This window comes from Streptomyces sp. SID4985, assembly GCF_009863025.1.
GTDB lineage: Bacteria > Actinomycetota > Actinomycetes > Streptomycetales > Streptomycetaceae > Streptomyces.
Genome location: NZ_WWIR01000718.1, coordinates 1 through 18319, shown reverse-complemented (window position 1 = coordinate 18319; position 18319 = coordinate 1). Strand labels below are relative to the sequence as shown.

The 18319-nt window shown below is 73.0% G+C and carries 18 protein-coding genes; 6 read left to right on the top strand and 12 right to left on the bottom strand.

The window, feature by feature from the left end; genetic code table 11:
• The 4 genes from GTW40_RS32015 to hypA form a co-directional block, all read left to right on the top strand.
• Positions 1 to 547 (top strand): DUF5947 family protein (locus GTW40_RS32015; RefSeq protein WP_161183634.1); only part of this gene is annotated, 547 nt, incomplete at its 5' end.
• 20 nt (positions 548 to 567) lie between these two features.
• Positions 568 to 774 carry a hypothetical protein gene (locus tag GTW40_RS32010; RefSeq protein ID WP_161183633.1) on the top strand — a complete coding sequence of 69 codons (207 nt, stop codon included), beginning with the start codon at positions 568 to 570 and terminating at the stop codon, positions 772 to 774.
• Between the two features lie 20 nt (positions 775 to 794).
• Complete coding sequence (locus GTW40_RS32005; RefSeq protein ID WP_161183632.1) at positions 795 to 983, top strand: hypothetical protein; 189 nt, start codon at positions 795 to 797, stop codon at positions 981 to 983.
• Positions 984 to 990: 7 nt separating this feature from the next.
• Positions 991 to 1338 carry a hydrogenase maturation nickel metallochaperone HypA gene (hypA, locus tag GTW40_RS32000; protein WP_161183631.1) on the top strand — a complete coding sequence of 116 codons (348 nt, stop codon included), beginning with the start codon at positions 991 to 993 and terminating at the stop codon, positions 1336 to 1338.
• 63 nt (positions 1339 to 1401) lie between these two features.
• Here the strand turns inward: hypA and hypE are convergent, their stop codons facing one another.
• The 8 genes from hypE to GTW40_RS31960 form a co-directional block, all read right to left on the bottom strand.
• Positions 1402 to 2475 carry a hydrogenase expression/formation protein HypE gene (gene hypE / locus GTW40_RS31995; protein ID WP_161183630.1) on the bottom strand — a complete coding sequence of 358 codons (1074 nt, stop codon included), beginning with the start codon at positions 2473 to 2475 and terminating at the stop codon, positions 1402 to 1404.
• Entirely contained in the window at positions 2468 to 3613 is a 1146-nt protein-coding gene (gene hypD / locus GTW40_RS31990) for a hydrogenase formation protein HypD (protein ID WP_161183629.1), read from the bottom strand. The genes hypE and hypD overlap by 8 nt, the downstream gene beginning before the upstream one ends.
• Positions 3610 to 3900, bottom strand: coding sequence for a HypC/HybG/HupF family hydrogenase formation chaperone (locus GTW40_RS31985; protein WP_161183628.1), 291 nt, complete (start codon positions 3898 to 3900; stop codon positions 3610 to 3612). The genes hypD and GTW40_RS31985 overlap by 4 nt, the downstream gene beginning before the upstream one ends.
• Before the next feature lie 38 nt (positions 3901 to 3938).
• Entirely contained in the window at positions 3939 to 6302 is a 2364-nt protein-coding gene (gene hypF, locus GTW40_RS31980; RefSeq protein WP_161183627.1) for a carbamoyltransferase HypF, read from the bottom strand.
• Positions 6299 to 7078 (bottom strand): hydrogenase nickel incorporation protein HypB, encoded by a 780-nt coding sequence (hypB, locus tag GTW40_RS31975; protein WP_161183626.1) that lies wholly within the window; start codon positions 7076 to 7078, stop codon positions 6299 to 6301. Before hypB ends, hypF begins: the two co-directional genes overlap by 4 nt.
• A 63-nt stretch (positions 7079 to 7141) precedes the next feature.
• Complete coding sequence (locus GTW40_RS31970; RefSeq protein ID WP_161183625.1) at positions 7142 to 7732, bottom strand: hydrogenase maturation protease; 591 nt, start codon at positions 7730 to 7732, stop codon at positions 7142 to 7144.
• Positions 7729 to 9438 (bottom strand): enoyl-CoA hydratase-related protein, encoded by a 1710-nt coding sequence (locus tag GTW40_RS31965; protein WP_161183624.1) that lies wholly within the window; start codon positions 9436 to 9438, stop codon positions 7729 to 7731. Before GTW40_RS31965 ends, GTW40_RS31970 begins: the two co-directional genes overlap by 4 nt.
• Positions 9439 to 9806: 368 nt before the next feature.
• On the bottom strand, positions 9807 to 10361 hold the full coding sequence (locus GTW40_RS31960; RefSeq protein ID WP_161183623.1) for a GNAT family protein: 555 nt from the start codon (positions 10359 to 10361) through the stop codon (positions 9807 to 9809).
• 431 nt (positions 10362 to 10792) lie between these two features.
• On the opposite strand from GTW40_RS31960, the gene GTW40_RS31955 reads away from it, so the two are divergent.
• Positions 10793 to 11902, top strand: coding sequence for an AI-2E family transporter (locus tag GTW40_RS31955; RefSeq protein ID WP_161183622.1), 1110 nt, complete (start codon positions 10793 to 10795; stop codon positions 11900 to 11902).
• A 61-nt stretch (positions 11903 to 11963) separates the two neighbouring features.
• Here the strand turns inward: GTW40_RS31955 and GTW40_RS31950 are convergent, their stop codons facing one another.
• Both GTW40_RS31950 and GTW40_RS31945 read right to left on the bottom strand, forming a co-directional pair.
• Positions 11964 to 12812: a lysozyme gene (locus GTW40_RS31950; RefSeq protein WP_161183621.1), complete on the bottom strand. Its 849-nt coding sequence runs from the start codon at positions 12810 to 12812 to the stop codon at positions 11964 to 11966.
• A 129-nt stretch (positions 12813 to 12941) separates the two neighbouring features.
• Complete coding sequence (locus tag GTW40_RS31945; protein ID WP_161183620.1) at positions 12942 to 14798, bottom strand: M1 family aminopeptidase; 1857 nt, start codon at positions 14796 to 14798, stop codon at positions 12942 to 12944.
• 288 nt (positions 14799 to 15086) lie between these two features.
• On the opposite strand from GTW40_RS31945, the gene GTW40_RS31940 reads away from it, so the two are divergent.
• Entirely contained in the window at positions 15087 to 15992 is a 906-nt protein-coding gene (locus tag GTW40_RS31940; RefSeq protein ID WP_161183619.1) for an SGNH/GDSL hydrolase family protein, read from the top strand.
• 32 nt (positions 15993 to 16024) lie between these two features.
• On the opposite strand, the gene pgm is transcribed toward GTW40_RS31940, so the two are convergent.
• Both pgm and GTW40_RS31930 read right to left on the bottom strand, forming a co-directional pair.
• Positions 16025 to 17665 (bottom strand): phosphoglucomutase (alpha-D-glucose-1,6-bisphosphate-dependent), encoded by a 1641-nt coding sequence (gene pgm, locus GTW40_RS31935; RefSeq protein WP_161183618.1) that lies wholly within the window; start codon positions 17663 to 17665, stop codon positions 16025 to 16027.
• A gap of 151 nt (positions 17666 to 17816) precedes the next feature.
• Positions 17817 to 18319, bottom strand: a 503-nt coding sequence (locus GTW40_RS31930; RefSeq protein ID WP_202486698.1) for an SAM-dependent methyltransferase, incomplete at its 5' end; no start/stop codon positions are given.

The window sequence follows — 18319 nt, the reverse complement described above, 5'->3', positions numbered from 1 at the left end:
GGGCCGTACGGCGGCGGCCGAGGCGTGCGAGCTGTGCGCGGCGCCCGTCGCCGAGGAGCACGCCCATCTGTACGAGGCGGAGGCCGACGGGCTGCGCTGTGTGTGCCGCCCCTGCTCGGTGCTGTTCGCCGACGACGGCGCGGGCGGGGGCCGCTACCGGCTCGTGCGCCGCCGCCGGGTGCGGCTCGCGCCGGTGGACACGGCGGTGCTCGGTGTACCGGTGGGCCTGGTGTTCTTCGTGCCCCGGGCGGACGGCTCGGTGACCGCCGAGGGGCCGAGCCCGGCCGGGGCGATGCGCTGGGAGATCGACGCGGCCGCCTGGCACGGTCTGGCCGAGTCGGTTCCGGCGCTGGCCGGTATGACGCCCGACGTGGAGGCGCTGCTGATCAACACGGTGCGCGGACACGAGGAACACTGGATCGTACCGATCGACGACTGCTTCCGGATGGTCTCCCTGGTCCGCGAGGAGTGGCGGGGGCTGTCCGGCGGCGGCCGGGTCTGGCCGGCCGTCGAACGGTTCTTCGCGGAGCTCACCGAGCGTCCGTGAAGCCCAGAGAGGAGACCGTCATGGGCAAGATCAGAGTGGGCCGCCCGCAGGTCAAGCCGGACACGCCGACGCATGTGCCGGGCCTGCACCAGGGCAACGAGGGCCCCTATCAGGAGCAGACCGGGCACCACGAGGACGGCACCGCCGACGCGCGCCGCTCCACCGGTGTCCGCTCCAAGCAGCACAACGCGCTGCTGGACGTCATGCCGAACATTCCCCCGGGATGAGAGAGCAGGAAGTGAGTGCCATGAAGCACGTCGGAGCGGACGAGGCGGCGAAGCCCCTGGTCTCGGGCAGGCAGGTGCTGATCGCACAGGCCGCCCTGCTGGCCGGGCTGACGCTGGTCCTCCTCGTCAAGGAGATCCCCGGCATGGTGCGGGAGCTCAAGATCTACCGCATGACCGGGGGCCTGGGCGCGGGCCACCGCTACCCCTGAGGCCGCCGTGCACGAGCTGTCGATCGCGACCGCGATCGTGGAACGCGCCGGGGAGATCGCCCGCGCCGACGGCGGCGGGGACGTCTCCTCGGTGACGGTCCGGGTCGGTGAGCTGGCCGGGGTGGTACCGGACGCGCTGCACTTCGCCTTCGAGGTGGCACGCGACGGCACCCCCCTCTCCTCGGCCCGGCTCGTGGTGGAGCAGGTGACCGCGGTGGCCTGGTGCGCTCCGTGCACCGAGGAGTTCGCGGTGGGAATGCCGCCGTTCTTCTGGTGCCCGCGCTGCGATCAGCCCTCACAGGACCTGCGCAGCGGGCGGGAGTTGGAGATCACGGCGGTGGAACCGGTGCCCTGAGGGACCGTGCATGAAGAGAGGGGCCCACCTTGCGCGGTGGGCCCCTCTCTTCATTCGCCCGGCTCAGCAGATGCGCGGCAACTGCTCCCCGAGCGGCAGGTCGAGGACACGGGTACCACCGAGTCCCGTGGCGACCGTGACCATCCCGGGGTGTTCGGCCACGCACTCCCCGATCAGCGCGGCCCCAGCGCCCTGCGGGTGGGCGCGCATAGTGGCGAGCACCGCGTCGGCGTGCTCGCGGGGTACGAAGGCGACGAGCCTGCCCTCGTTGGCGACGTAGAACGGGTCGAGGCCGAGGAACCCGCAGGCGTTGGCCACCTCGTCGGGGACGGGTACGGCCCGCTCGGTGACCCGTACACCGGTGCCGGAGGCGCGGGCGATCTCGTTGAGGGCGGCGCCGAGGCCGCCCCGGGTGGGGTCGCGCAGGACGTGCAGGTCCGGGGTGACGTCGAGCATGGTGGAGACGAGCCCGGCGAGCGGCGCGGTGTCGGAGGCGATCTCGACGCCGAACTCCAGGCCCTCGCGCACGCTCATCACGGCGACCCCGTGCAGCCCGATCGGGCCGCTGACGATCACCGCGTCGCCGGGGCGGGCGCGCTGGGGGCGGATGTCGACGCCGTCGGGGACGAGACCGACGCCCGCGGTGGTGACGTAGACGCCGTCGCCGTGTCCGGACTCGACCACTTTGGTGTCGCCGGTGGCGACGGTGACCCCGGCCGCCTCGGCGGCGGTGCCGACGGCGCGGGCGATCCGTGCGACGACGTCGAGCCCGACGCCCTCCTCCAGGACGAACGCGGTGGAGAGATAGGCGGGTTGAGCCCCGCTCATCGCGAGGTCGTTGACGGTGCCGTTGACCGCGAGGTCGCCGAGGCAGCCGCCGGGGAAGAACAGCGGGCGCACCACATAGGAGTCGGTGGAGAACGCCAGCCTGGCGCCGCCGAGTTGGAGGACGGCGGAGTCGGTGAGCGCGGCCAGGACGGGGTTGCCGTAGGCCGGGGCGAAGACCTGCTCCATCAGCTCGGCGGAGAGGGCACCGCCCCCGCCGTGGCCCATGACGACGACGCCCTGGTCACGAAGAGGGGCGGGGCAGGACCAGTTGGCGGGATCGACGGTTGCCTCGGTGGCGAGGTCAGCCAACGGGGTTCATCTCCTCTCGGGGGATGCGCGAGCCGGACGGCACCGGGGCGCCGGCCATCCGCCGGTACAGGTAGTACGCGGCGCAGGCGCCCTCGCTGGAGACCATGGTGGCGCCGAGCGGGGTGCGCGGGGTGCAGGCGGTACCGAACGCCTCGCACTCGGTGGGCTTGATGAGGCCCTGGAGGACTTCTCCGGCCCGGCAGACGGCGGGTTCCTCGGTGCGGATGCCGGTGACGTCGAAGCGGTGCTCGGCGTCGTACGCCCGGAACGCCTCGGACAGTCGCCAGCCGCTGGCCGGGATGCGGCCGATGCCGCGCCAGTTGCGGTCGGTGACCTCGAAGACGTCCTCGATCATGCGCCGGGCGGCGGGGTTGCCCTCCTCGCGGACGGCGCGGGCGTAGGCGTTCTCCACCCGGTGCTCGCCGCGCTCCAGTTGGTGGACGGCGCGGCGGATGCCCTCCAGGATGTCGAGGGGTTCGAAGCCGGTGACGACCATCGGCACCTTGTGCCGTGCGGCCAGCTCCGGGTACTCCTCGGTGCCCATCACACTGCACACGTGCCCGGCGGCGAGGAATCCCTGCACCCGGCACTCGGGGGCGGTCATGATCGCCTCGATGGCCGGGGGGACGCGCACGTGGGAGACGAGCAGGCTGAAGTTGTCCAGGCCGAGGCGGCGGGCCTGGTGGACGGCCATGGCGTTGGCGGGCGCGGTGGTCTCGAACCCGATGGCGAAGAACACCACTTGGCGGTCGGGGTTGCGGCGCGCGAGGTCGAGCGCGTCGAGCGGGGAGTAGACCACGCGGACGTCGCCGCCCTCGCTCTTGACCCGGAACAGGTCGCGGTCGGTGCCGGGCACGCGCAGCATGTCGCCGAAGGAGCAGAAGACGACGTCGGGGCGGGCGGCGATGGCGAGCGCCTTGTCGATGACGTCGAGCGGCGTGACACACACCGGACAGCCCGGCCCATGGATCAACTCGACTTCCTCCGGCAGGAGTTGGTCGATGCCGTGCCGGATGATGGAGTGGGTCTGGCCGCCGCAGACCTCCATCAGGGCCCAGGGCCGGGTGGCGGTGGCGCGGATCTCGTCGAGCAGACGGCGGGCCAGCGCCGGGTCGTTGAACTCCTCGATGTACTTCACCGGTTCTCGCTCCCGCTTCCCTGGCGCTCCGCCTGCTCCCAGGCGTCACCGAACTCCTCTTCCAGCAGGCCGAGTTGCTCGAAGAGTTCGAGCGAGGCCCGCGCGGACTCCTCGTCGAGCTTCTGGAGGGCGAAGCCGACGTGGACGATGACGTACTCCCCCACCTGGACATCGGGCAGATACTCCAGGCACGCCTGTTTCTGCACCCCGCCGAAGTCGATCATCCCGGTGCGCGGGTCGGCGCCATCGTCGATGGCCACGACCTTGCCGGGCACTGCAAGACACATGGGTCACTCCGTCTCGTCGTCGTGTGCCGAGCCGCGGGTCAGCGGGCTCGCCATGGCCGTGCCGTGTGCGCGGCGACCATGAGCTGTCCGAGCGCCAGTCCGCCGTCGCCCGGCGGCACCTCGCCGTGCCGCAGGACGGTGAACCCGTCCGCCGTGAGCAGGGCGGCGCTCTCCTCCTCCAGCAGGGCGTTGGCGAAGACGCCCCCGGTGAGGGCCGTGACGGTCAGGCCGGTGGCGGCACGGGCACGACGGCACACCTCGGCGACCGCGCGGGCCACGCCCCGATGGAAGCGGGCCGCCATGACCGGCGCCGGGACGCCCCGGCGCACGTCGTCGACCAGGGTCCGGAGCAGGGGCGCGGGGTCCAGCCGCCAGCCGTCCGGCGGGCCCGCCCCGATCCCGAAGGGGTACGCCACCGGGTCCGCGTCCCGGGCCCTGGTCGCGAGCGCCTCCAGCGTCAGGGCGGCCTGCGCCTCGTGCCCGGCGCGATGGCAGGCGCCGACGAGGGAGGCCACGGCGTCGAAGAGGCGGCCCATGCTGGAGGTGGGTACGCAGTTCACCTGCCGGGTCAACTGCTGTTTTAGTACGGCGAGTTCGTCCGGGGCGCAGGCCAGGACGCTCGGCAGGTCCGGCGTCCACTCCAGGCCCGCCGCCCACAGCCGGGCCAGCGCGAGGCGGCACGGGTTGGCCACGCCCGCGTCGCCGCCGGGCAGCGGGGCCGGGGTGAGGTGGGCCAGGCGCCGGTACCCGGTGTAGTCGGCGAGCAGGATCTCGCCGCCCCACACCGTGCCGTCGTCGCCGTACCCGGTGCCGTCGAAGGCGACGCCGATCACGGGGGTCGTGCCGTCGAGGCCGTGCTCGGCCATGGCGGAGGCGATGTGGGCGTGGTGGTGCTGGACCAGCACGGGGTCGGGCAGCCCCGCCTCGGCGGCCCGGCGGCGGGCGTGGGCGGTGGAGTGGTAGCCGGGGTGCCGGTCGGCGGCGACGAGTTCCGGGGTGACACCGGTGAGGGTGGCGAGGTGGGTCTCGGCGCGGCGGGCCGCCTCCAGGGTGACCAGGTCGCCCATGTCCCCGATGTGCGGGCCGAACCACGCCTGGTCGCCCTCGCCGAGACAGAGGGCGTTCTTCAGGTCGCCGCCGACCGCGAGCGCGGGCCGCACGGGCACCGGGAGGGTCAGCGGGCGCGGGACGTACCCGCGCGAGCGGCGCAGGACCTGCGTGGTGCCGTCGGCGCGCACCCGCACCAGGGAGTCGTCGCAGGGGGAGGCGATGGGCCGGTCGTGGGTGAGCCAGGCGTCGGCCAGTCCGGCGAGCCTGATCAGCGCCTCGGCGTCGTCGGTGATGATGGGCTCGCCGGAGCGGTTGCCGCTGGTCATGACCAGGACGCGCGGTCCTGGAGGATCGCCGGGGAGCCCGAAGAGCAGGGTGTGCACGGGGGTGTAGGGCAGCAGGACGCCGATGTGCGGGCTGCCGGGGCACACCTCTTGGGCCGGACGGGGACCACTGGCCGTCGTTCGCGCGCGCAGCAGCACGATGGGGCGCGACGGGCCGGTGAGCGCGGCGCGTTCGGCGTCGGAGAGGACCGCGAGGCGTTCGGCGGTGGCGAGGTCGGCGCACATGACCGCGAACGCCTTGCCCCCGCGCTCCTTGCGGCGGCGCAGGGTGGCGACGGCTTCGGCGTCGGTGGCGTCGCAGGCCAGGTGGTAGCCACCGAGACCCTTGACGGCGACGATCCGGCCCGCGCCGAGCAGTTCGCGTGCCCCGGCCAGGGCGTCGGCGCCGCGCGCGGGGCGGATCGGGGTGCCGGGGGCCGGGACCAGGGTCAGCTCCGGCCCGCAGTCGGGGCAGGCGACGGGCTGGGCGTGGAAGCGCCGGTCGGCGGGGTCGCCGTACTCGCGGGCGCAGGCCGGGCACATCGGGAAGCCCGCCATGGTGGTGGCGGCGCGGTCGTAGGGCATCGCCGTGGCGATGGTGAAGCGGGGGCCGCAGTGGGTGCAGGTGGCGAAGGGGTGCCGGTGGCGGCGGTCGGCGGGGGTGGCCAGTTCGCGCAGACAGTCGGCGCAGGTGGCGGTGTCGGGCGGGAGCTGGGTACGGCCCTCGGGGGAGTCGGTGGGGCGGATGGTGAACGGCTCGGTGGTCCCGGTGGCGGGGAGGTCCTCGTGGCCGATGCCGGTCACCCGGGCGAGCGGCGGCGGCTGTTCGGCCAGCAGGGCGCAGAACCGGCCGACGCCGTCCTCGGGCCCCTCGACCTCGATGACGACCCCGTCACCGGTGTTGCTCACATATCCGGCGAGCGCGAGGCCGTCGGCGAGCCGGTGCACATGGGGCCGGAAGCCGACGCCCTGTACCGTGCCGCGCACGGTGAGGCGTCGGCGGACCGTACCGGTCGCCGGGGCGGTCATGAACGGGGCGCGGCGGCGGTGACGGGACCGTGGCTGTGCGCCCCGTCGGGACCATCACCATGACCGTGACTGTGTCCGTGCCCGTGCCCGTGCGGTCCGGGTGCGAGAGGCGGCCGGTGCAACACGGCGTCGGGCGCCGAGAGGACGTACTCAAGGAGCGCGTCCACCCCGTCCCCGCTCCGGGCGCACGAGCGGACGATCTCCACCCCCGGGTTGACCCGGTGGACGTTCGCCCGGAAGGCGTCCTCGTCGAAGCCGGCCGGCTCCGCGAGGTCGGTCTTGGTGATGACGACGAGGTGGGCGGAGCCGAAGGCGGTGGGGTACTTCAGCGGTTTGTCCTCGCCCTCGGTGACGGCCATGAGGGCGATGCGCAGGGTCTCGCCGAGGTCGTAGGAGGCGGGGCAGACGAGGTTGCCGACGTTCTCGACGAAGAGGGCGCGGGTGTCCGGCGGGAGCCAGCCGGTGAGCCGGTCGCGGACCTGGGCGGCCTCCAGGTGGCAGAGCCCGTCGGTGAGGAGCTGCTGGACGGGGGCGCCGGAGCGGGCGAGGCGTACGGCGTCGTTCTCGGTGGCGAGGTCGGCGGTGAGGGCGGCCACCGGGACGCCCCGTTCGACGGCGCGGGCGAGGACGCGGCCGAGGAGTTCGGTCTTGCCGCTGCCGGGGCTGGAGAGCAGGTTGACGACGGTGACGCCCTGCCGGGCGAGGTCGTCGCGCAGCCGCGCGGCGAGGTCGTCGTTCTTGGCCAGGACGGCCTGTCTGAGATCGGCCTCGCACATGGCGCAGCTCCTCGGGTGGCGGGAAGAACGGTCGCCGGGCCGTGTCGGGCACGGCCCGGGCTCTCACCGATCTTCGGCGCCCTCGGCCGCGAGGGCGGGCAGCGCAGCCGCGTGCGGGGGCCCGGATTCCATCGGGCGGCCCAACGGGGGCGCGGGTGCGGCCGGGTCGGCCAGCAGGACGGGCACGAGGACGTGCAGGGCGTCGACGGCCCGGCCGACGGCCTCGCGCACGGGGTCGCTGAGGCCGGGGGCGATGTCCTCGTCACCGCGCGGCAGCACGGCGGGCTCGCAGGCCAGGACGAGGACGCGGGGCAGCGGTTCGTCGCCCAGGTGGGCGGCGAGGGCGAGCACCTTCTGCGGGTCCATGCCATGAGCCTCGGGCACGGTGGTGTCGTCGGGGGGCTCGGCCTCGATCAGGGACAGGGTGCCGGGCGGATGCCCGCGCTGCGCGGTGTCGACCAGGACGGCGGTCGCGCAGCCGTCGAGCAGGGTGTAGGCGAGGTCCATGCCCCGGATGCCGAAGTCCCGCACGGTGACCCCGCCGGGCAGCGGGCGCTCCTCCAAAGCGCGGATCACCTCGGGGCCGAAGGCGTCGTCGGCGAGGAAGATGTTGCCGACTCCGGCCACGAGGAGCCGTTCGGTGGCGCTGTTCACGAGGCCCCCTCGGTGACGAGCGGCCGTACGGAGGCCGAGGGCTGTTTACGGACGAACGCCGAGCGCAGCGCGTGGTAGGGCGCGGTGGGGTCGGCGAAGATGGCGTGCATCCGGGCGAGTTCGTCGCGCCGGTACTCCGCGAGTGGCCGTCGTTCCTCGTCGGCGCGGCGGGCGGCGGACTTGGCGGTGATGCGGGCGGCGAGGCCGGGGCTCGCGGCGAGGCCGGCGGCCATGATCTCGACGGCGGGGGCGAACTCCCCGGCGCCGGTGGGCACCAGGCGGTCCACCAGGCCGAGCCGGGCGGCCTGTTCGGCGCTGACCGGAAGTGCCTCGGTGGTCAGGCGGTGCGCGGTGACCTCACCGGCGCGGCGCGGCAGGCTGTAGGTCCAGTACTCGGAGCCGTACAGGCCCATCCGCCGGTAGTGCGGGTTGAGGACGGCGCCGGTGCGGCACCACACCTCGTCGGCGGCGAGGGCGAGCATGGCGCCCCCGGCGGCGGCGTTCCCGGCGAGCGCGGCGACCACCAGCCGGTCGGTGGTGCGCAGGACGGCCTCCACGAGGTCGTCCATGGCGCCGAGGTTGTCCCGGGACTCCGCGCCGGGGTCGGCGGCGCCCTCGATGACGTTGAGGTGGATGCCGTTGGAGAAGAAGTCGCGGGCGCCGCCGAGGACCAGCACGGGGGTGGGCCGGGCGAGGGCGTACTCGTAGGCGGCGAGCAGGCGGCGGCACTGGTCGGTGCTCATGGCGCCGCCGGGGAAGGCGAAGCTCAGGAAGCCGGTGTCGCCGCGCTGCCGGTAGCGGATGTCGGACCAGGTGCGCCGGTCCCCGGGGAGTTCGAGGGGGACGGTCGCCTCGGGGAGCGCGGCCGCGTACTCGGGGGTCCAGGAGGCGAGGACGGTGGCGGCGGGGCGGCGGAAGGGGGCGGGGTCGCCGGTGCTCCTGCGCGGGCGCAGCTCGGGGATCCACACGGCGCCGTCGCGGGTGGCGCGGCAGACGGCGCCGTTGCGGGTGGCGATCAAGTCGCCCGGTCGGCCACGCAGTTGGTCCTCGGGGTGGCCGCCGTGCAGGAAGACCTCGCGGCCGAGGAGTTCGTCGAGGACGCCGGGCTGGGAGTCGGCGCCGCGCAGCTTGCGCAGGACGGTGGCGGTGTCGTCGTGGGCCCAGTCGACGCGGCGGCGGTCCTGGCGGAAGTAGTCGCGCCAGACCACGGTGGGCCAGTCGCCGGTCTGCGGGCGGGGCTTGTAGGAGCCCTCGGCGTAGCGGCGGACGGCGAGGCGGACCGCGGCCGCGGCGGCGTCGGCGGCCTCGTTGCGGTAGAGGTCGCTCTTGCCGGTGGCGGGCACGGGGAAGGTCTCGGAGGCCCAGACGACGCCCGCGTCCATGGCGGCCTCGGCCTGGAGGACGGTCACGCCCCAGTGGGTGGCGTCCTCGGCGATCGCCCAGTCCAGGGAGGAGGGGCCGCGGTCTCCGGGGGGTCCGGGGTGCACGATCAGACAGACGTGTTCCCGCCACACGTCCTCGGGGAGGGCACTCTTCAGCATGGGCGCGACGATCAGCTCGGGGCGCCTCTCGCGGACGGCCGCGCGGACCGGTTCGGGGCCGTGGGTGGCGAGGACGACGTCCACGGTGTGACCCTGATCGGACAGTTCCGCGTAGACCCGTTGACAGAGGCTGTTGAACGCGCTGGCGACCAGCAAAATGTCCATGCGACGATATGTTCGTCCATTTTCCCGATGCCGTGAAGAACCGGTTCGGCGTTTCCTCCGCCTCCGGCGAACGGGGTCCGAATTGGCCGGAAAACATGCGGAAATCTCATTCGAGAATCACTCTGTTGTCCTAATCTCGCGGTTTCCCGGCACCTTCCGGTCGAGCGGTGGTCGAGGCAGGTGTGCCGCCGGTCGAGCGGAACCGGCGCGGCCGGTGGCGCCGGGCTCGACCACGGCGAACACGGTGTACGACCGGCCGCACCACGTGGGCCAGGAAGACCCGATGGCCAAGGTGCTCATCGGCGGCCACAAGACGCCTGAGAGGTAAGCGAGTTCCGGCCCGGCCGCCGCCTCGGTGGCCGGGCAGACTACCTCTCCTGGGACGCCCACTCGTGGTCGAGGATCGCGTGCACCACGGAGTCGCGCCACTTCCCGCCCTTCAGCACGTGCTCGCGGATGACGCCCTCCTCGACCATGCCGGCGGCCGTCATGGTCCGGGCCGACGGCACGTTGAGCGGTGACCGGGCTCCCCAGATACGGTGCAGCCCCAAGTGGTCGAACCCGAAGCGGAGGAGTAGCCGGACGGCCTCAAGTCCGTACCCCGCTCCCCACCAATCAGGGTGCAGCGCGAAGCCGACAGTGGCGGCGCGCTGTTGGTGCGGATCGAGGGCCAGGCGGCCGAACCCGCACAGTCGGCCGGTCTCCCGGTCGATGATGGCGACCCCGTACTCCGAGCGGGGCGTGATCAGCGCCGCCGTGATGGAACGCGCCACGATCTCCGCGACCTGCTCGCGCGTACGGGGTTCGAACGACAGGTGCTCGGTGGCAACGCTGTTGCCGTAGACCGCAAGCAGGGCGTCGACATCGTCGATGGTCGGCTCGCGTATCTCCACACGGGCGCTGAGGCAGTGAACCGGGTGCATGGCCCGGGACCTTACCCCGGGGGCAGCGCCGGGCGGCTGACAGGGAACGCCTCGATCTCCGCGCACAGATCCCGCGCCACCACGGCGGAACGCACCGGATCGCGCTCCAGTTCCTGGCGCACGCGCTGCGCGGCCGAGGACCCAACGGACGGCCCGCTCGCACGGGTGCGCGTCCCGCTCGGCCTGCGCGGCAACTGGCTGCCGACACAGGAGTAGCCGGGCGCCGCCCCGACGCACCGGGACGCGTCACGCGTCCCCTTTCACCCAGTTTGCCCTTACCTTTCTCTAGATGTGACCGAGGGTCGGGCTCGGCGGCACGGAGGCGAGGCGGGCGCGTGGTGGGCGGTGCGGGGTGGTGGTGGAGGAGACACGGGAAGTCCGGTCACCCGGCGCGCGACACGGCTTCCGGCGCCAAGGCCGGCTCCCCCACCGTGCGACTGCCCTCCCACTCGCGCACCGCGCCGAAGGTCTCGGCGGCCGAGCTCACCGTGCCGTGGCTGCGGATCGCCGCCGCGTACGCCTGGCGGCTCATCCTGGTCGGCATCGCGGTCTACGGCATCTTCGGTGTGCTGGGCCGCTTCCAGCTCATCGCGGTGGCGCTGTTCCTCGCGATGGTCATCACCTCGGTACTGCGCCCGGTCGCGGATCTGCTGGACCGCTGGATGCCACGGCCGCTGGCCGTCGCGCTCGCCATGGTCGGCAGCCTGTGTCTGCTGCTCGGGCTGCTGGCGCTCGTGGGGAACGCGGTGGCCGGTGAGTCGGCGCAGCTGGGCGACGAGTTCCGGGGCGGGGTGCACCGTATCGAGGACTGGCTGCGGCGGCCGCCGTTCCGGCTGAGCCAGGACCGGCTGAACGCGCTCCAGGCGGAGGTGACGCAGTATCTGTCCACGCACCGGGCGGCCCTGCTGAGCAGTGCGGTGGCCGGGCTCGGGCGGGTCGTGGAGGTGGTCACGGGCGGGGCGCTCGCGCTGTTCGCCTCCGCCTTCTTCATCCACTCCGGGGACCGGCTGTGGGAGTGGGTGCGCGACCGGGTGCTGCCGCGCGGGGCGCGCACGGTGTGGGACCGCGCGGGCCGGGCGGCGTGGGGGACGTTCGCCGGGTACACGCGCGGCATCATCATCGTGGCCGGGACCAACGCCGTGCTCGTCGGCATCGCCCTCTTCGCGCTGCGGGTGCCGCTCGCGCTGCCGCTGACGCTCCTGGAGTTCTTCGCCGCGTTCGTGCCGCTGGTGGGCTCGCCGGTGGCGCTCGGGGTGGCCACGGTGGTCGCCCTGGCGACCCGAGGTCCGCTCACCGCGGTGGCGGTGCTCGTCCTCATCGTCGTCATCGGCCAGTTGGAAGGCCATGTGCTGCATCCGCTGGTGATGAGCTGGGCGGTGCGGCTTCATCCGCTGGTGGTGGCCGTGTCGGTCATCGCGGGCAGCATCGTGGCGGGGGTGATCGGCGCGGTCGTGGCGGTGCCGTTCGTCTCGGTCGTCTGGGCGGTGCTGAGCACCCTGCGTGGACCGCCCGCGACCAAGCCCCCGCCCAGAACGCCCTGACCGGCCGGACGCGTCGCATCGCGTCCGGCCGGCCGGCGGATTGAGACGGGGTGCGGCGGGATCAACCGGTCGCGAAGGAACGCAGCTTGGTCGTCGAGCCCTTGAACTTGTCGTGGTCGCCGACCGTCGGGCCGGTCGAGGTGTACTGCCACATGGTGTACGCCGACCAGCCGGCCGGGAGGGTGCCCGGGGAGGAGGCGTAGCGGGCGATCCACAGGGGGTTGGCGCCGAAGCCGGAGTAGTTGCCGGTGCACTGGGTCCACCAGGCGGTGGCGGTGTAGACGACGGCGGCGCGGCCGGTGCGGGCCTTGTAGCGATTCAGGAAGTCGCGGACCCAGCTGACCATGCCGCTCTTGGACTTGCCGTAGCAGGAGGCGCCGTAGGGGTTCCACTCGATGTCGAGCACGCCGGGCAGCGTCCTGCCGTCACGGGACCAGCCGCCGCCGTGGTCGACGAAGTAGTCCGCCTGGGCGGCGCCGCTCGTGGTGTCGGGGGTCGCGAAGTGGTACGCGCCGCGGATCATGCCGACGTTGTAGGGGCCGTTGTACTGCTGGGCGAAGTAGGGGTTCTTGTAGTACGTCCCCTCCGTCGCCTTGGTGTAGGCCCAGCGGGTGCCCGCGTTCCACAGGGTCTTCCACGCGACGTTGCCCTGGTGGCTGGAGACGTCCACGCCCTCGGTGAGGGTCGCCCGGGTGGTCAGGGCGCGGTCGTCGGACCACGTGGTGTCCCGTTCGTGGGCGCGGACGCCCACGCCCATGTAGGCGCTGCCGCGCGGAAGGATGCGCCACCCGGAGTCGGACACTGCGGCGGGGGGCGACAGGAAGAGGAGAAGGCCGGACAGGACGCCGGTGAGGCACAGGCGTGAGCTGCGGCCACGGAGGAGGTGTATGTCGCTTCGCACGAGATCCATCTGACCCGGCATCGGGGCGTCCCGCACGCCGGGTTGGGCCGGGCGAAGGGGTGGCCGGGCCGGGGTTGGGCCATGTGGGTGGCCCGACGGGTGCCCGGCCGGGGGCGGTTCCGGCCGGGCGGCGGAGGGTCAGCCGTCGATGCGGTGCTGGGTCCAGAAGGAGGTCAGGTCGGTGGTGGTGGCGGCCTGGGCGGCGGCCTTGAACTCGGCGGTGGTGGAGACGCCGTACCAGTGGGCGGTGGCGTAGTCCTTCAGCAGCTTGGTCATGGCGGTGTCGCCGATCAGGCGGCGCAGGTCGTGCAGGGCGCACTTGCCGTAGCCGTAGACGACGGTGGAGTAGCGCGAGGAGTGGGTGTCCCAGTAGGCCATCGAGTTGGTGATCTTCTCGGCACTGGAGGCCCAGGAGACGCTGTTCCAGCAGCCCGAGCCGGTCTTGCCCTGGGCGAGGTCGGTGGCGTAGTCGGTGAAGGACTCGTCCAGCCAGGGGCTGGTGTACTCGTCGTCGCCGACGATGCCGTACCACCACTGGTGGCCGATCTCGTGGGTGAGCGCGGTGGTGGAGACGAGGTCGAGGACGAAGCCGGGGTACTCCATGCCGCCGAACCAGAAGTTGTTGTCGATGACCGCGTCCAGCTCGCCGTAGGGGTAGGCGCCGAACCGGCCCGCGTGGGCGTCGACGGCGCTCTTGGCGGTGCTGAGCATCGACTGGGCGCTGGAGGAGCTGATCCCGGAGACGGAGTAGACGTTCACCGGGACGCCGCCGGGTGAGGTGCCGGAGATCTTGCTGAACGGCCCGGCCGCCCAGGCGAAGTCACGGACCTTCGAGGCGGTGGCGGTGGTGACCGTACGGCCGCTCGTGCCGGGGGTGTCCGTGGAGGTGCCGGTGGCGGGGACCAGGAGGGAGCTGGGGTGGTCGAGGGTGACCTTGAAGTCGGCGGCCAGGGAGTAGAAGGACTCGCCGTTGTTGGTGTACGGGTCCAGGTGCCAGCCCGCGCCGTCGCGTACGGCGAGGACGGGCAGGGCGTTGCCGATGAAGCTGAAGGCGCCGTCGTGGCCGAACCGGTCGGCGCCGTCGGGCACGGTGATGCCGAGGTCGAAGCCGATGGTGGCGGACTGGCCCTCGGCGAGCGGCTGCGGGAGCGTGATCTTCAGAGCGGTGCAGGCCACGGAGAGGTCGCCCGCCGTGCCGCCCGTGACGTTGCTGACCTTGATGGGCGGGGCCGAGCAGGTGCCGTGGTAGTTGTCCCAGAGCCTCAGGTAGACCTCGCCGAGCGCGTCGGCCGAGGCGTTGGTGAAGGTCGCGCTCTCGTGGCCGGTCCAGACGGTGCCCGTGCTGTCGCTGCTGAGGCTGACGGTGTAGTCGGGCGCGGCCGGGGTGCGGACGGTGTCGCCCGCGGGCGGGGTGGTCGTGTCGGCGGTGTCGAGCGCGATGTCGTCGAGGACGAAGCTGGTCTTCAGGCTGGAGTCCTCGGTGCCGGTGAAGGCGAGGTCCACGGTGCGGCCCGCGTACGAGGACACGTCGACCGTCTCGCGGACGTAGCCGCTGGCGTGGTCGAGGTTGGAGTAGCTCGCGAGGGTGGTGCCGCCCAGCTTCACCGTCAGTTTGTCGTAGGCGGTGGAGGAGGTGGTCTCGGCGGTGTCGATGTGCAGGTAGAAGCTGAGGGTGGCGCTGCCGCAGCCGCTGGGGACGGTGACGCTCTGGGTGAGCGTGTCGGTGCGGGTGGCGCCGGTGCCGCCGAGCCAGGCGTAGGCGGAACCGCCGTGCGCGCTCTGCCCGGTGCGGCTGGTGATCAGGCTGCTGGAGGACTGGGTCCAGGGGGGCGTACCGCTCTCGAAGCCGCCGTTGCCGACGACCTGGGCCGGGGTGCAGGCGGCGGCCGCCTTCGCCTCGGCGGGCCGGGCGGCGGCGGAGCCCGCGGGCAGGGAGAAGGCGAGCAGGGCGGCGAGGGCGAGCCCGCCGAGCGCCTTGTGGGGGGTGGGTCTCACACGCTACTCCTTTGCGAAGGCCGGGGTTTCGGCCTGCCGATGACCGGGTCCGGCCGGAGTGCGCCGGCGCGGCCGTGGGGTCGGGGCTGCGCGATGGCCGTGCGGGGTGCGCCCTCGGTGAGGAGGGTGCGGCCGGGGCAAGCGTGACAGATCTGACCTGCTCATGCCAGAAGGCGGTGGTGGGGACGCCGTGTGCGGAAAGTGTGTTCACGCGTCTGGCCCCGTGGACCTACCCGGCGGTATACAGACCCGGTCGCAAGTGACGGTCTGTCAGCTGAGGAGGACTCCATGGCGAACGGCGCGCGGAAGCAAGGGATTTCACGGAGATGGACCGGGGCGCTGGGGGCGGTGCTGGGAGGTTGTGCGCTGGTCGCCGGGTCGGTGGTTCCGGCGGCCGCGCATCCCGGGCACGGGCAGGTGCGTTATGTGGCGCTCGGGGACTCCTACACCTCCGGGCCGCTCATCCCCCGCCAGGTGGACGCGAATTGTGCGCGCTCCGATCAGAACTACCCCTCGCTCATGGCCGAGCGGAGACGGGTGGACGGCTTCGTCGACGTGAGCTGTTCGGGGGCCACCACGGCGGAGATGTGGCAGGCGCAGGGTACGAATCCGCCTCAACTCGACGCGGTCACACGGGACACGGACCTCGTCACCGTGCAGATCGGCGGCAACGACGTCGGCTTCGGCCCGATCATCACCGCGTGTGCCCGGCTCGGCGCGCAGGAGCCGGACGGCAATCCCTGCGAGCGTTCCTACCGGGCCTCCGGCTACGACGAGTTGGCGCTGACCGTGGCGCGTACGGCGCCGAAGATCGACCGGGTGCTGCGGGCCGTGCACACGCGGGCGCCGCACGCGCGGGTCCTGCTCGTGGGGTATCCGGATCTGCTGCCCGACGACGGCACCGGCTGCTTCCCCGCCGTGCCGTTCGCGCGCGGCGACTTCCCCTATCTGCGGGACACCGAGAAGCGACTCAACCTGATGCTGCGGCTGGTCGCGGCCTGGAACCGGGTCGAGTACGTCGACACCTACCGTCCCACCGTCGGCCACGACATGTGCAAGGCGCCCGAGGACCGCTGGATCGAGCCGCTGCGTCCGACCGCGCCCGCCGCCCCGGCGCACCCCAACGCGCGCGGCGAGGCGGCGATGGCCCAGGCCGTGCTGGAGACGGTGGGGCGGGGGCACGGCAGGCGCTGAACCCGCCTCACCGCGCCCCCGTCAGCGACGGCTCAGTCGCCGAGCGCCGCCAGCACCACCGCCTGCGCCTCCTCCTGCACCCGGGCCAGGTGGTCGGGACCGAGGAAGGACTCGGCGTACACCTTGTACACGTCCTCGGTGCCCGACGGCCGCGCCGCGAACCAGGCGTTCTCGGTGGTGACCTTGATGCCGCCGATGGGGGCGCCGTTGCCCGGCGCCTCGGTGAGGACGGCGGTGACGGGCTCACCGGCGAGGGTGTCGGCGGTGACCTGGGCCGGGGAGAGCTTGGCCAGCAGCGCCTTCTGCTCGCGGGTGGCGGGGGCGTCGATGCGGGCGTAGGCGGGCTCCCCGAAGCGCTCGGTGAGGTCCGCGTAGTGCGCGGAGGGGGTGCGCCCGGTGACGGCGGTGATCTCGGAGGCGAGCAGGGCGAGCAGGATGCCGTCCTTGTCGGTGGTCCACACCGAGCCGTCGCGGCGCAGGAAGGACGCGCCCGCCGACTCCTCGCCGCCGAAGCCGAGGTCGCCGCTGAGCAGCCCGTCCACGAACCACTTGAAGCCGACCGGGACTTCGACCAGACGGCGGCCGAGGTCGGCGGCCACGCGGTCGATCATCGAGGAGGAGACGAGGGTCTTGCCGATGCCGGTCGCCTGCGGCCACTGGTCGCGGTGCTCGTAGAGGTAGCCGATGGCGACCGCGAGGTAGTGGTTGGGGTTCATCAGCCCGGCGTCCGGGGTGACGATGCCGTGCCGGTCGGCGTCGGCGTCGTTGCCGGTGGCGAGGGCGAAGCGGTCGCGCTGCTCGATGAGGGAGGCCATCGCGTACGGCGAGGAGCAGTCCATGCGGATCTTGCCGTCCCAGTCCAGCGTCATGAAGCGCCAGGTGGGATCGGTGTGCGGGTTGACCACGGTGAGGTCGATGCCGTGCTCGTCGGCGATCCGGCCCCAGTAGGCGACGGAGGCGCCGCCGAGCGGGTCGGCGCCGATGCGCAGCCCGGCGTCCCGGACCGCGTCCAGGTTCAGCACGCTGGGCAGGTCGCGGACGTAGGCGCCGAGGAAGTCGTACCGGCCGGTGGTGTCGGCGGCGAGCGCGTGGGCGTACGGGACGCGGCGTACGTCCTTCAGACCGCCCGCGATGATCTGGTTGGCGCGGTCCTGGATCCACGAGGTGGCGTCCGAGCCGGCCGGGCCGCCGTTCGGCGGGTTGTACTTGAAGCCGCCGTCGGCGGGCGGGTTGTGCGAGGGCGTCACGACCACGCCGTCCGCGAGGCCCGTCGTACGGTCGCGGTTGTGGGTGAGGATCGCGAGGGAGACGGCGGGGGTGGGCGTGTAGCCGTCCTCGCTGTCGATCAGGACGGTGACGCCGTTGGCGGCGAACACCTCCAGGGCGGTGACCTTCGCGGGCTCGGAGAGGGCGTGCGTGTCGGCGCCGAGGAACAGCGGGCCGTCGATGCCCCGCTCGGCGCGGTACTCGCAGATGGCCTGGCTGGTGGCGGCGATGTGGTCCTCGTTGAAGGCCGTCGCCAGGGACGAGCCCCGGTGTCCCGAGGTCCCGAACGCGACCCGCTGTCCGGGGTCCGCCGGGTCGGGATGCAGCGCGTAGTACGCCGTGACCAGGCGGGCCACGTCGACAAGGTCCTCGGGACCGGCGAGACGGCCGGCTCGGTCGTGCGGCATGAGTCCGCTCCTCCGTGTAGGTGTTGTTCGGCCAGGTGCGTTCGACGGGTGATCGAACGTTCGGGGCCCATCTTCCCTTGTCACGGGCGTGTGAGGCGAGTGCGCGCCGGGCCGGGCACCGCCCGGCGCGCACGGCGGCGCCACCGCGGCGCTACGGCTTGCGGCCGACCGCCGCGTAGAGCGGAAGGCTCGCGCCGTGCTTCTGCCCTGCGACGTCGGGCCGCCAGTCGCTCACGAACGCGATGCCCGGGTCCAGGAGTTCAAGGCCGGAGAGGAACTCCGCGAACTCCGCCCGGGAGCGCACGGCCACCGGGGTACCGCCCCGCCGGTAGACGTCGGCCACGGCGTTCCAGGTGTCCGGGTCGGTGTCGGCGGTGGCGTGGGAGAGGACCAGGTGGCTCCCGGCCGGGAGCGGGTCGAGCAGCTCGCGGACCAGGGCGAGGGCGCCGTACTCGTCGGGGACCAGGTGCAGCAGGGCGACCATGGAGAGCGCCACCGGTTCGTCGAAGTCCAGGATCTCCCGCGCGGCCTCGATGATCTTCTCCGGCTCCCGGACGTCCGCCTGGAGGTACGCGGTACGGCCCTCGGGCGCGCTGGTCAGCAGGGCCTGGGCGTGCCGCAGCACGATCGGGTCGTTGTCGACGTAGACCACCT

Excerpts from the sequence above, each read along its gene's own strand:
- GTW40_RS31985 (WP_161183628.1), bottom strand. The coding sequence starts at position 3,900 with ATGTGTCTTGCAGTGCCCGGCAAGGTCGTGGCCATCGACGATGGCGCC.
- GTW40_RS31965 (WP_161183624.1), bottom strand. The coding sequence starts at position 9,438 with ATGGACATTTTGCTGGTCGCCAGCGCGTTCAACAGCCTCTGTCAACGG.
- hypB (WP_161183626.1), bottom strand. The coding sequence starts at position 7,078 with ATGTGCGAGGCCGATCTCAGACAGGCCGTCCTGGCCAAGAACGACGAC.
- GTW40_RS31960 (WP_161183623.1), bottom strand. The coding sequence starts at position 10,361 with ATGCACCCGGTTCACTGCCTCAGCGCCCGTGTGGAGATACGCGAGCCG.
- pgm (WP_161183618.1), bottom strand. The coding sequence starts at position 17,665 with ATGCCGCACGACCGAGCCGGCCGTCTCGCCGGTCCCGAGGACCTTGTC.
- GTW40_RS32005 (WP_161183632.1), top strand. The coding sequence starts at position 795 with ATGAAGCACGTCGGAGCGGACGAGGCGGCGAAGCCCCTGGTCTCGGGC.
- GTW40_RS31940 (WP_161183619.1), top strand. The coding sequence starts at position 15,087 with ATGGCGAACGGCGCGCGGAAGCAAGGGATTTCACGGAGATGGACCGGG.
- GTW40_RS32010 (WP_161183633.1), top strand. The coding sequence starts at position 568 with ATGGGCAAGATCAGAGTGGGCCGCCCGCAGGTCAAGCCGGACACGCCG.
- hypF (WP_161183627.1), bottom strand. The coding sequence starts at position 6,302 with ATGACCGCCCCGGCGACCGGTACGGTCCGCCGACGCCTCACCGTGCGC.
- GTW40_RS31950 (WP_161183621.1), bottom strand. The coding sequence starts at position 12,812 with ATGGATCTCGTGCGAAGCGACATACACCTCCTCCGTGGCCGCAGCTCA.